Source organism: Thiomicrospira aerophila AL3 (genome assembly GCF_000227665.2).
Taxonomy (GTDB): Bacteria; Pseudomonadota; Gammaproteobacteria; order Thiomicrospirales; family Thiomicrospiraceae; genus Thiomicrospira; species Thiomicrospira aerophila.
This window is the reverse complement of the sequence record NZ_CP007030.1, coordinates 1,431,755-1,444,379: the sequence shown is the minus strand read 5'-3', so window position 1 is coordinate 1,444,379 and position 12,625 is coordinate 1,431,755. Positions and strand designations below refer to the sequence as shown.

The following is a 12,625-nucleotide window of genomic DNA, read 5'->3' as shown; positions in this document are numbered from 1 at the left end:
TGAGCCGTGAAAGCCATCGTTGGAACTATAATTGTGCTGGTCTGTTTTTTTGGGGGGTACCTTCCTCATGGCAGTGCCGCCATTTTGTTTCAACCTTTGGAAATGGTGATTATTTTTGGTTGTGCCTTTGGTGCTTATGTTATTGCCAATCCAGGCTGGGTTATAAAGTCAGGTATAACCCAAGCTTTGGGGTTGGTTAAGAAATCAACCATCACCCGTGAGTTGTATCTTGATCTTTTAGGGCTGATGTTTCGTATATTTAATAAGGCACGTCGTGAAGGCTTGATGTCAATTGAAGCCCATATCGAAGACCCTTATGCTAGTGATATTTTCAAACGTTATCCCGCTTTATTGAATAATCACCATGCTGTTGACTTTATTTGCGATTATCTTCGCTTAATGATTAGCGGTGCCAGCAATCCTTATCAATTAGAAGATTTAATGATCCTTGAGCTAGAGGTTCATCATCATGAAGAGATGATGCCAGCTGAAGCTGTTAATCGGGTGGCAGAGGCATTGCCAGGTTTTGGTATTATCGCTGCAGTACTGGGGATCATTATTACGATGTCATATCTTGATGCGGGTCCATTAGAAATTGCACACCACATGTCGGTAGCCCTAGTCGGCACTTTTCTGGGTATTTTGGCGTCTTACGCTTTTGTTGGGCCTATAGCGACAGATATGAAAAATCGTGCCGAACAAGTGAGTGCGTTCTTCCTGACGATTAAAACCTGTTTAATGGCGAATGTTAATGGCTATGCCCCTGCGATTGCAATTGAGTTTGGCCGTAAATCCATTCCAGGTCACTATAGACCTAGTTTTCAAGAGCTTGAGTCTTACCTGCAAACTCAAAAATAATGACCCAACTGGAGTCCTGCAGTGAGTAACGAACAGTCTATTATCATCAAGCGTATTAAAAAAGCACCTCATCATGGTCATGGTGGCGCTTGGAAGGTTGCGCTAGCTGATTTTATGACTGCTGCTATGGCTTTTTTCTTGATGCTGTGGATACTGAGTGGTAGCGGTGATTCTGAATTAAAAGCCATGGCTGAATTTTTTCGTGATCCAACTATTATTAATGCATCTCCTCATACACTTATAGAATCACAACGCCAAGGTAGAGCGACCGAATCCATTATTGATATGGGGGGTATGCTTGACCCAAGCCGGGGTACGACAAGTGATCAGTTTAATGATCAGCAGAGCGCGCGTGATTTGGAGGAAATGAATCGGCTTAAGCGGGAAATCGAAAGTCGTATTGAAGCATCCCCTGTCCTGCAAGAGTTTAAAGAACAAATTCGCCTTGATATTACTCCGAACGGTTTACAAATCCAAATTGTCGATGATCGTGGACGTCCAATGTTTGCTGCAGGCATTGATCAACCCAGACCCTATGCACAAACAATTATCCGAGAACTAGGCGCGGTTTTGGCTAGTTCATCCAGTAAGATTAGTATTGCGGGGCACACAGATTCGATATCTTTTGGTGCGGCAGCGGTCTATACCAACTGGGAATTATCTGCTGACCGTGCAAACGCAGCACGACGTCTGATGATTGAGGGCGGGGTTAAGTATGAACAGGTTGTTCAGGTTGTGGGCTTGGCTGATACCGTTCACCTTGATAAGTCGAATCCTTATAATCCTAGAAATAGACGGATTAGTATTGTGGTGCTAAATGATGAGGCCATTAGGCGTATTCGTTCAATAAGCGATGCGCCTGCGTTAACTAGTTTACAATAATGTATAAATAATTGATTTAGCAAAATGGGAGAACTAAGGTGGCAGACAAAAAACCAGCAGAAGACGAAGATCTAGCAAAGCCCAAGTCAAAAAAAGGCTTAATCATTGCATTAGTGGCCGTAGTGGGTTTACTGGTAACCGCTTTAATTGTAGTTGTATTGTTCTTTGTGTTAAAAGCACCTTCTGAACCTTTAACTGCAGAAGAAATAGCCCACCAGGAATTTATGGCACAGTTTAAAACCTATCCTAATCCGCCTGCTGGTACGCCACCGGCTTTTATGGATATGAAGTTTGTAGTTAATTTTCAAGGTGAGGGGCGCGCGCGCTTTCTAGCGGTAGATTTGCAGTTCATGTCTAGTAATCCTGCTGTTGTTGCCGACATGGAGGTGATGCGCCCTCACTTGATGAACGATATTCAAAATGTTCTTCGACGCAAAACCTACACGCAAATCAATGATCCTGATGGTGTTGAGTCTTTAAGATTGGAAATACTCGAAATTGCGCGTACTATCTCACCGCGCTATCGAATTTTTCCAGACTTAATTGAAGATGTGTTTTTGACGCGTATCGTAACTCAGTAGTCGATTATGGATGATATCTTAAGCCAAGATGAAGTTGATGCCTTGTTAAGAGGTATGGGCGACGGTGATGTAACCGTTGAGGATGGTGATGCTGCGCCAGCTGGTGAAGTTAAAAGTTATGATTTTACCAACCAAGAGCGCATTATCCGTGGTCGTCTGCCTGCTTTAGATATCATTAATGAGCGGTTTTCTCGTGGTTTTCAACGCCACTTCAATGAAATGATCTTAGCTAGTGTAGAGGTGAATGCATCTGAAGTTAAGATCATTAAGATGATTGACTATCTGCGTAATCTCTATGTTCCGACCAGCCTTAATATTTATCGTATAAATCCACTCAATGGCGTGGCTTTGTTTACCCTAGATTCAAAGCTTATCTTTACCGCTGTTGATATTTATTTTGGCGGCAATGGTACGCTACCTTTTAAGATAGAGGGGCGTGAATATACCCCTGTCGAGATGAGTATGATTCGCAGTATTTTAGATATGATCAATGAGCATTTAAGACGTGCTTGGGCACCTTTGATGAACATTGAAGTCGAATACATGCATTCAGAAATGAATCCAAAGTTTGCTTCGATTGTTGACGCAACAGATATGGTGGTAGTTAGTCCGATTAATATACGTTTTGAGCAAATCGATGGTCGTATTGATATCGTAATGCCTTATGCCATGCTCGAGCCTGTGCGCGACAAGCTAGAAGAGGCGATGCAGAGCTTAAAAGGTGAAGCGGATAACCGATGGTCGAAGACGCTCAAAGATGAGGTTAAAGATGTTAAGGTCAATGTATCTGCCAACTTAGCAGAGATCAACCTAAGTATGGCCGACATAATGAATATGGAAGTGGGTGATATTATTCCATTTGAAATGCCTAAGAAAGTGACTTTGATGGCTGAAGATATTGCCTTTGCGCGTGGCAAGCTTGGACGTCGTGAGGATAAAAAAGCGATTCAAATTAATGAAGTGCTACGTCATCCAGCGTATAAAGAAAAAGCGGTAGAAAATGTAAAGGATTGGTTTAATGACTGATAAAGAAGATGATGCAGATTGGGGTGATGCGTTGGCTGAGCAGGCTGCAGCTGAAGGTGGCAGTGACGAGGCCGCTGATGATCCTTGGGCAGCTGCTTTAAATGAGCAGGCTGATGCCGCGGATTCAGTATCAAAAGAGGTTGATATTGCCGGTTTAGAGGCTTTGCGAGCGCAAGACTCATCAGGCCGTGAAAAAGTGGATTTAGATGTGTTGCTCGACATTCCAGTGACCTTGCAGTTGGAAATTGGTCGTGCCAAGGTTTCTATTCGTAATTTACTTTCTTACACCCAGGGCTCGATTGTTGAGATGGATCGCTTGGCTGGCGAACCGCTAGACTTATTGGTTAATGGTACGCTGATTGCCCATGGTGAGGTGGTAGTCGTAAATGATAAATTTGGCGTGCGCTTAACTGATGTTATTAGTCCGCAAGAGCGAATTAAAAAGTTGCGCTAATGGACGTTTTTAACCCGACTGACTATTTAGGTAAAATTATGCTGGCACTCGTTTTTGTGTTGCTAGCCATTTTTGCTTTGGCTTGGTTTATAAAACGCTTCGGACAGTTTGGTGGCTTGTCTGATAAACAATTACGATTGGTAGGGCAGGTTGCGGTTGGTCAGCGCGAAAAGCTGATCGTTGTTGCAGTAGGCAAGGAACAGTTGTTGATCGGTGTGACACCATCGCAAATTAATTTGATCCACCGACTTGCAGAGCCTCTTGATTGTCAAGATGAGCCTTCTGAAACGAACCAGGTACCAAAACCACAGGCCTTTGCAAAGCGTTTGCAGCAAGCGATTGAAGAGATGAAGCGAGGCAAGGCTTAATGGTTAAGCGTCTTATCCTGGGGGTTGCTAGCTTGGTGGTAAGCTTATTTCCTTTAGTTTCAGTGGCTATGCCGAGTATTCCTGCGTTCACTATTGAAATGGATGATCAGGGTAATCAGGATATTTCACTTAGCCTGCAAATTTTGCTTATCATGACAGCGCTAACGCTGTTACCTGCAGTGTTGATTGCGACAACGGCTTTTTTGCGGATTATTATAGTGTTAGCCTTGTTACGTCAAGCTTTGGGTACGATGCAGACACCTTCTACGCAAGTGCTGATAGGTTTAGCGCTATTTTTAACCTTTTTCATTATGGCGCCCGTTTATGATCGAATTAATCAAACGGCTATTCAGCCTTATTTGAGTGAAGAGATAGGTTTTGAGGAGGCGGTTAACCAAGCCTTGATTCCGATGCATCAGTTTATGATTGAGCAAACCCGAGAAAGTGATTTAGCCTTGTTTGCGGAAATGGCGGGTGAAACCCTTGTGGCGCCAGAAGAGGTCCCGCTACGAATTTTAGTACCAGCGTTTATTACTAGCGAGCTTAAAACGGCTTTTTTGATTGGCTTTATGATTTTTATTCCCTTTTTGATTATCGACTTAGTTATTGCAAGTCTATTGATGTCAATGGGTATGATGATGCTATCCCCGATGATTATTTCATTGCCTTTTAAGATTATGCTGTTTGTGTTGATTGATGGTTGGACACTTATAGTAGGTACGCTTGCGAATAGCTTTGTTGTTGCGGGAGGCGTCTGATGGCACCTGAAATGGTCTTAACGCTAGGCACAAGGATGTTGGAGGTCACGGTTTTATTGGCGGCTCCCTTGTTAATTCCTGCCTTGGTGGTGGGGTTAGTGATTGGTATGTTTCAAGCGGCAACTCAGGTCAATGAAATGACGCTAAGTTTTATTCCCAAGCTCGCTGTGGTGGTATTAGCTCTTATGATTGCAGGGCCATGGATGCTAACGACACTGCTTTCCTTTACCTTGGAGCTTTATCAGCTTATCCCAGAGCTTATAGGTTCACAATGACCTTCACCTACACCGAGTTTATCCAAGGCCTGGGGTTATACTTTTGGCCTTTTGTTAGAATCGGTGCCATGTTATCGATTATTCCGTTATTTGGTATGCGAGGCGTGCCGGCTCGTGTTCGGATTCTTTTATCATTATTGATTGCGATTGTAATCGCACCGATGATTCCATTACCCCCTCCCGTGGATCCTTTCTCATGGACTGGATTAGGCTTTATGGTTCAGCAGATCTTGATTGGTTTAGCTATGGGCGTGATTCTAATGGTGGTTTTTCAGGCATTTGTTATTGCTGGCCAGTTGATTGCCATGGCGATGGGTTTGGCGTTTGCGATGATGGTTGACCCTGCTACCGGTGTACAAACACCGGTGGTATCACAGTATTTTACTATTTTAGTCACGCTGTTATTTTTGGCGCTAGATGGCCATATGATGGTGATTTATATCCTGGCGGGCAGTTTTGAGCTTTTACCTGTGGGAGCCAATTTGCTTACAGTTGAAAGTTTAAGGTTGGTCTATGAATTTGGACGCTTTATGTTTAGTGGTGGTGTGTTGGTAGCATTGCCTGCGGTAACGGCATTGTTATTGATCAATATTTCATTTGGTGTGATTACTCGTGCCGCACCGGCACTTAATATTTTTGCAGTAGGTTTTCCAGTGACCTTGTTAGCAGGCCTGGTGATGCTGTTGTTTATTACGCCAATGGTATTGCCTCATTTACAAGAATTGTTGAATAGAGCGATTGATACCATTGAACTGCTTAGATTAAATCCACTATAAACACGACCCAATAGGATAAACGACCAAGATGGCTGAAAATGCAGAAGGTCAAGAAAAAACCGAAGACCCCTCCGAGAAACGCCTTCGTGAGGCAAGGGAGAAGGGGGATATCGCGCGTTCGAGAGAGCTCACCACGTTTTTAATGGTTATTTCGGCGGCACTCTTTTTGTATTTTTTTGGTCCAAGCATGATGGCGGCATTTGAGGAGGTCATGATTGCGGGCTTGAGCCTTGATCGTGATCACGTTTTTGATTTAACAAAAACACTCGACCTGTTGATAGCTATGGCGGTCGCTTCTATATGGCTAATAGTGCCTTTTTTGATTTTAATGGCCGCTGTGGCGATTATTGGATCGTCATTGCTAGGCGGTTTTAATTTCAGTACTAAGGCGATGGCGCCTAAATTTGAAAAGTTAAACCCACTAGCTGGTTTAAAGCGAATGGTGTCGATGCAGGCCTTAATGGAACTGTTAAAGGCACTGGCCAAGTTTAGTTTGGTGTTATTGGTGGCTGTGGTGTTCATTTATTTGGTGTTTGGTGAGCTTATTTCCTTAGGTATGGAGTCCGAAAAACAAGCACTTGCTCATTCAGCAAAAATTATTATCGAAGCCTTTATTGTGGTGAGTTTGGCACTTATTGTTGTGGCTATTGTTGATGTGCCATTTCAGATTTATCAACATCAAAATAAACTCAAAATGACTAAACAAGAAGTGAAGGAAGAGTATAAGCAGCAAGAAGGTAATCCTGAGGTAAAAGCGAGAATTCGGCGCATTCAAATGGAAATGTCGCAAAAGCGGATGATGCAAAAAGTACCGCAAGCCGATGTGGTTATTACCAACCCGACTCATTTTGCGGTGGCACTTTCTTATAAGCCAACCGAAATGTCGGCGCCGATTGTATTGGCTATGGGTGCTGATTTTCAAGCGCTGCAGATGCGAACCTTGGCGAATGAGCATGATATTGCAATTATCGAAGCACCGGCCTTGGCCCGTGCGTTATACTATAACGCTGAGGTTGATCGGCCCATACCTGATGGTTTGTTTCGTGCAGTGGCCGCCGTGTTGGCCTATGTGTTCAGTCTGCGAGATGGTCGAGAGGCAAGTTTTGATCCTAACACTTTATTTATACCGCCAGATTTAAAACAAGAGGAGCCTGTAAATTAAATTGTGTAAACGCTCATAGTTTAAAATCCCCCAAAAAGGAAAAATACTATGAGCCAATTCGATCAAGAAAAACTTAAAGCCATGGCTGCTGAGCTGGCCAAAGACGTTAAAACCCAAGCCGACTTATCTCAACTTTCCGCCGCACTGCTCAAAATGACCGTAGAAGCGGCTCTCGGCGCTGAGATGGAAGCTCACCTAGGCTATGCCAAACATCAGCCATCCGAGGGTGCTAACAGTCGTAATGGCTATTCCACCAAAACCCTCAAGGGCGACCATGGTGAGGTTGATATTAGCGTACCGCGAGACCGCGAAAGCACCTTTGAGCCCGTTATGGTGAAAAAGGGTCAGACGCGCTTGACCAGCATGGATGACCAAATTCTCGCCCTCTATGCCAAAGGCATGACCACCCGTGATATCGTCGCGACCTTTCAAGAGATGTATGGCGCGGAGGTTTCGCCCACACTCATCTCAAAAGTCACCGAAGCGGTGATGGAAAAGGTCACCCTTTGGCGTTCCCGTCCGCTCGATGAGGTTTATCCGGTGCTCTATCTCGACGGCATTGTGATCAAAGTCCGTCAAGACAAGCAGATCGTCAGAAAAACCATGTACGTCGCACTCGGCATCAACCTCTCTGGTCAAAAAGAATGCTTAGGGCTATGGCTGTCAGAAACCGAATCTTCCAAGTTCTGGTTAAGCGTATTGAATGACATTCACGCCCGTGGCGTGAAAGACATTCTTATCGCCTCGGTCGACGGTTTAACCGGTTTTCCCGAAGCGATTAGTGCTGTGTACCCTAAAACCGATGTGCAACTGTGTATTGTTCACATGGTGCGCAATTCACTCAAATACGTCGGCTACAAAGAGCGCAAGGCGGTAGCCACTGACCTCAAGCAGATTTACCAATCCGTTACAGAGGAAGAGGCTCTATTGGCGCTGGAGCAGTTCGAGACGAAATGGGATGCCAAATTCCCCAGTATCAGCCGTTCCTGGCGCAATCATTGGGACAATATCGCCACGGTATTCCAATACTCGCAGGCGATTCGTAAGGTGATTTACACCACCAATGCCATTGAATCCTTGAACTCAGTGATTCGCAAGGCGATTAAAAATCGCAAACTATTCAGTCATGACAATTCGGCCTTTAAAATCATCTTTCTGGCGATTGAATCAGCCTCAAAGAAATGGACGATGCCAATTCGTGACTGGAATGCAGCAATGAACCAGTTTATGATTCTGCATGAAGAACGCTTGCAAGCATATGTTTAACCCAACGAGCGTTTACACAGAATTATTTACAGGCTCAACAAGAGCCCTAATTTGTCATTATGATCGCCCAAACATCACGTTTACAACAAGTGCAACGCTGGTTTAAGCAAGGTTTGGGCGCACCACTTGTTATCCTAGCCCTATTAGGCATGATTACGATTCCATTGCCACCTTGGTTGTTGGACGTTTTTTTTACCTTCAATATTGTGTTGTCCTTGGTTATTTTGATGGTCACGGTCTATGCAAAGAAGGTACTCGATTTCGCGGTCTTTCCGACTATTATTCTTGTTGCCACTTTATTTCGCTTGTCGCTGAATATTGCCTCTACTCGAGTCATCCTGCTTGAAGGTCAAAACGGTGGAGATGCTGCTGGAAAGGTTATTGAGGCTTTTGGTGCCTTTGTTATCGGTGGCAACTATGCAGTGGGAATTATCATCTTTGCCATTTTGGTTATTATTAACTTCGTTGTGGTCACTAAAGGCGCAGGACGCGTTGCTGAGGTTAGCGCTCGTTTTACCCTAGACTCTATGCCGGGTAAACAGATGGCTATTGATGCTGATTTGAGTGCAGGCTTGATCACGCAAGAGCAAGCACAGGAGCGTCGTAAAGAAATTACCCAAGAAGCGGATTTTTACGGCTCAATGGATGGTGCCAGTAAGTTTGTTCGGGGTGATGCGATTGCCGGTATTATTATTTTACTTATTAACCTAATCGGTGGTTTTGCCATTGGCGTTGGTCAGCACGGTTTGACATTTGGCGAGGCGGTTGAAATCTATACCTTGTTAACAATTGGTGATGGTTTGGTCGCACAAATTCCTGCGTTATTGCTTTCATCAGCAACCGCTATAATTGTGACCCGTGTTTCAGGTGATACCAAGGATATGGGGGAGCAAGTTGAAAATCAATTGTTTTCCGATCCTAAGGCATTGGCGGTGACTGCGGGTATTATGGGAGCAATGGGGGTGATTCCCGGTATGCCCAATCTTGCTTTTTTATCCTTTGCAGCGATCGCTGGCGGGGCCGCTTATTGGATTTATCATAACCAACAACAAGCTAAGTTAGTGCAGCCATCCTTATCGGATCCCAAAGATGATACGCCAGCCAAACCAGCTGAATTAGGTTGGGATGATGTGAATCAAGTGGATTTGTTGGGCCTAGAGGTAGGATACCGCATTATTTCATTGGTTGATCAGTCTCAAAATGGCCAACTATTAGATCGTGTGCGCGGGGTTCGGCGTAAAATTTCTCAAGAGTTGGGTTTTCTGGTTTCTCCTGTGCATATCCGAGATAATCTTGAGCTTAAACCTAATCAATACCGGATTATGTTGATGGGTGTTGCGGTTGGAGAGGGTGAGGTCATGCCAGACCGAGAATTAGCGATTAACCCTGGTCAGGTATTTGGTGAGATTGCGGGTGCTAAAACGAAAGATCCCACTTTTGGTCTAGAAGCCGTTTGGATTAAACTAGAAGATCGTGAGGAAGCACAAGCTCTAGGTTATACTGTGGTCGATGCCAGTACCGTTATTGCTACACATATCAGCCAGGTAATTCAAGATAATGCTGCGCAGCTGTTAGGTTTTGATGAAACCCAGCAATTGTTGGATAAGTTGAAGCAAAGTTCACCTAAACTGGTTGATCATCTCGTGCCTGATAGTTTACCTCTGGCTACGGTGGTGAAAGTATTACAAGGCTTATTGGCGGAAAAAGTTCCGATTAAAGATTTGCGAAATATTATTGCGGCGCTTGCTGAAAAAGCGGTGCAGACCAAAGATGCCGCCCAGCTATTAATGCATGTTCGAGCTGCACTTGGCCGTGCGATTGTACAAGCTATTATTGGTATGAAAACAAGTATGCAGGTGATCACGCTTGATCCATCTCTTGAGCAGTTATTGATGCAGGCTAGCCAAGGTGCACCTGAAGGACAATTAGCGATTGAACCAGGTCTTGCTGAGCGGCTACACAAAACGCTTAGAAGTGAAGTTGAAAAACTGGAGGGTCAGGGTGAGCCTGCTATTTTATTAGTTTCGCCTCAAATTCGTGTGCAATTGGCTAGGCTGTTTCGTTTCAGTTTGCCAAGCTTAAATATATTGGCTTACACTGAAGTGCCTGAAGGGCTTCAAATAGGCGTAGTAGCTCGGGTAGGTAATAGTTGAAAAGAGCAACAGGATACTAGAGCGTGAAAGTTAAACGTTTTTCGGCAGATACCATGCGACAGGCGATGGCTCAGGTTCGACAAGAGCTTGGTGATGATGCGGTCATTATTTCATCTAGGCAGTTGGACCGAGGTGTTGAAGTGGTCGTCAGTTTAGATGCTAGGCCGACAACTTCACTATCGGCCGAGTCGTCGGCTTTTTTGCGTCCAGAATTAGTGTCTATGAGTCATCAGCAAGACTTAGATCGTATGGCACAAGATATTCAAGCCTTGAAAAGTCTAGTTGAGCAGCAATTATCTAGTTTAGCTTGGGGGCAAGTTGCTCAGGCAAAGCCCGCTAAAATGCGCTTAATAAAACGCTTGATGGCAATTGGATTAAGCGTTGAGTTGTGTCAAAAGTTAGTGGCTGACTGTGATCAAGATGAAGATCAGGCTTGGTCGTTTCTTATGCAAGATATTGAGTCTATGCTACCCATTATGCAGCAGGATGTAATTGAGCAGGGCGGTATTATCGCACTAGTAGGGCCTACTGGGGTTGGCAAGACGACTAGTATTGCAAAAATTGCGAGTCGGTTTGTGTTGCGTTATGGTGCTAGTCATTTAGCTTTGATTACTACCGATTGTTATAAAATTGGTGCACAAGAGCAGTTGAAGACCTTTGCAGATTTGATTGGTGTACCGGTTTATATTGCTAATACGCAAGTAGAGTTAAACGTTTTGCTTGATACTCTGACAAGTAAGCGATTAATTTTGATTGATACGGCTGGAATGAGTCAGCGTGATTTGCATTTGTCACGGCAGCTGACTGCGGGTCAGTCCCCGCAGCGGCCTTTGCGTAATTTGTTAGTTCTTTCTGCCGCTACGCAGCTCAATGTTATGCGGGATATCGTTCATTCATTTGGGCAGGTCACTTTACACGGTTGTATTTTAACTAAACTCGATGAGGCACTTCAGTTGGGGCATGCAATGAATGTCTTGATAGATTCCGGTTTACCTTTGGCTTACACCTCAGTTGGTCAACGTGTTCCTGAAGATTTACAGCGGTTGAGTGCTCATGAGTTAGTCGATCGCGCCATGTTGTTAGGGCAGCAAAACTTAGCTCAAAATACTACAGATTATGACCAGCTACTTAAAATGGGTTGGGCTAAGGAGGTGAGCGGTGCATAATGACCAAGCTGCCGGACTGCGAGCGATGAAGGGGCAGATCAAACAAAAGGTTTCTGCATCCGCCCCTGTATTGTCTGACGAATCGTCAAATGATAATCGAGTAAGAGTAATAGCTGTTGCCAGTGGCAAAGGTGGTGTGGGTAAAACAAATGTATCTGTTAACCTAGGCGTGGCGCTCTCCAAAATGGGCCAGAAAGTGATGGTGATGGACGCAGATTTTAGTCTGGCTAATGTCGACATTATGCTAGGTCTAAATACGCCTTTTAATTTGTCGCATGTTATAAATGGTCAAAAAACTTTGCGCGAGATTATTCAGGATGGTCCGGCAGGTTTAAAAATTATTCCTGCTTCGTCAGGGGTGAAGCGATTGGCTAATTTGTCCCCGCAAGAAAACCTAGGATTGCTGAAAGAGTTTGAGCGCCTTGGGACAGATATGGATTTACTGATTGTAGATACAGCGGCCGGTATAGCTGACAGCGTAGTCACTTTCTGCCAAGCCGCTGATGATGTATTGATTGTGGTCTGTGATGAACCCGCTTCTATTACTGATGCTTATGCGTTAGTGAAGGTATTGAGTCGAGACTATAGCGTTAAAAATTTCAAGCTAGTCGTTAATATGAGTCGCTCACCGGCACATAGTAATCGACTCTATGAAAAGTTCTCTAGTGTTTGTACGCAATATTTAAAAGTATCCATTTCGTTGTTTGGTTCGATCCCATTTGACCAAGACCTGCGGTCAGCTGTACAAAAACAAGTGCCGGTAGTGATAAGTTATCCATCTAGTCATGCTGCAAAAGCATTTGATAAGATGGCGCAAAATTTGCATGCTTCTGCAAATAGTGATTCGGCAGGCTATTTTGGGCAGTTTGTACGTAATTTTTTGAGAATGTAAATTTAAGC

The 12,625-nt window shown here is 44.2% G+C and carries 14 protein-coding genes; all 14 read left to right on the top strand.

The annotated features are described in order from the left end of the window. The first annotated feature begins 6 nt into the window (after nt 1-6). The 14 genes from motA to THIAE_RS06985 are packed head-to-tail and all read left to right on the top strand — an operon-like array spanning nt 7 to nt 12,617. On the top strand, nt 7-858 hold the full coding sequence (motA, locus tag THIAE_RS07050) for a flagellar motor stator protein MotA (RefSeq protein ID WP_006460527.1): 852 nt from the start codon (nt 7-9) through the stop codon (nt 856-858). A 21-nt stretch (nt 859-879) separates the two neighbouring features. Further along, the gene (gene motB / locus THIAE_RS07045) at nt 880-1,740 is read left to right on the top strand and encodes a flagellar motor protein MotB (protein ID WP_006460526.1); all 861 of its coding nucleotides are present in this window, start codon (nt 880-882) and stop codon (nt 1,738-1,740) included. A gap of 38 nt (nt 1,741-1,778) precedes the next feature. Further along, a complete protein-coding gene (locus THIAE_RS07040; protein WP_006460525.1) occupies nt 1,779-2,321 on the top strand; it encodes a flagellar basal body-associated FliL family protein in 543 nt (180 codons plus the stop codon). A gap of 6 nt (nt 2,322-2,327) precedes the next feature. Next, nucleotides 2,328-3,347, top strand: a complete 1,020-nt coding sequence (gene fliM / locus THIAE_RS07035) for a flagellar motor switch protein FliM (protein ID WP_006460524.1) — start codon at nt 2,328-2,330, stop codon at nt 3,345-3,347. Next, nucleotides 3,340-3,801 (top strand): flagellar motor switch protein FliN, encoded by a 462-nt coding sequence (gene fliN, locus THIAE_RS07030; RefSeq protein ID WP_006460523.1) that lies wholly within the window; start codon nt 3,340-3,342, stop codon nt 3,799-3,801. Before fliM ends, fliN begins: the two co-directional genes overlap by 8 nt. Beyond that, complete coding sequence (gene fliO, locus THIAE_RS07025; protein ID WP_006460522.1) at nt 3,801-4,169, top strand: flagellar biosynthetic protein FliO; 369 nt, start codon at nt 3,801-3,803, stop codon at nt 4,167-4,169. Before fliN ends, fliO begins: the two co-directional genes overlap by 1 nt. Further along, entirely contained in the window at nt 4,169-4,927 is a 759-nt protein-coding gene (gene fliP, locus THIAE_RS07020) for a flagellar type III secretion system pore protein FliP (protein WP_006460521.1), read from the top strand. The genes fliO and fliP overlap by 1 nt, the downstream gene beginning before the upstream one ends. Then, nucleotides 4,927-5,202, top strand: a complete 276-nt coding sequence (gene fliQ / locus THIAE_RS07015) for a flagellar biosynthesis protein FliQ (protein WP_006460520.1) — start codon at nt 4,927-4,929, stop codon at nt 5,200-5,202. The genes fliP and fliQ overlap by 1 nt, the downstream gene beginning before the upstream one ends. After that, nucleotides 5,199-5,978, top strand: a complete 780-nt coding sequence (fliR, locus tag THIAE_RS07010) for a flagellar biosynthetic protein FliR (protein ID WP_006460519.1) — start codon at nt 5,199-5,201, stop codon at nt 5,976-5,978. The genes fliQ and fliR overlap by 4 nt, the downstream gene beginning before the upstream one ends. Nucleotides 5,979-6,006: 28 nt before the next feature. After that, nucleotides 6,007-7,140, top strand: coding sequence for a flagellar biosynthesis protein FlhB (gene flhB, locus THIAE_RS07005; RefSeq protein ID WP_025299359.1), 1,134 nt, complete (start codon nt 6,007-6,009; stop codon nt 7,138-7,140). 48 nt (nt 7,141-7,188) lie between these two features. After that, nucleotides 7,189-8,406, top strand: coding sequence for an IS256 family transposase (locus THIAE_RS07000; RefSeq protein WP_006461071.1), 1,218 nt, complete (start codon nt 7,189-7,191; stop codon nt 8,404-8,406). 59 nt (nt 8,407-8,465) lie between these two features. Continuing rightward, the gene (flhA, locus tag THIAE_RS06995) at nt 8,466-10,559 is read left to right on the top strand and encodes a flagellar biosynthesis protein FlhA (protein ID WP_006461106.1); all 2,094 of its coding nucleotides are present in this window, start codon (nt 8,466-8,468) and stop codon (nt 10,557-10,559) included. Between the two features lie 23 nt (nt 10,560-10,582). Beyond that, nucleotides 10,583-11,725 (top strand): flagellar biosynthesis protein FlhF, encoded by a 1,143-nt coding sequence (flhF, locus tag THIAE_RS06990; RefSeq protein WP_006461105.1) that lies wholly within the window; start codon nt 10,583-10,585, stop codon nt 11,723-11,725. Continuing rightward, on the top strand, nt 11,718-12,617 hold the full coding sequence (locus THIAE_RS06985; protein WP_006461104.1) for a MinD/ParA family protein: 900 nt from the start codon (nt 11,718-11,720) through the stop codon (nt 12,615-12,617). Before flhF ends, THIAE_RS06985 begins: the two co-directional genes overlap by 8 nt. Nucleotides 12,618-12,625: the final 8 nt, after the last annotated feature.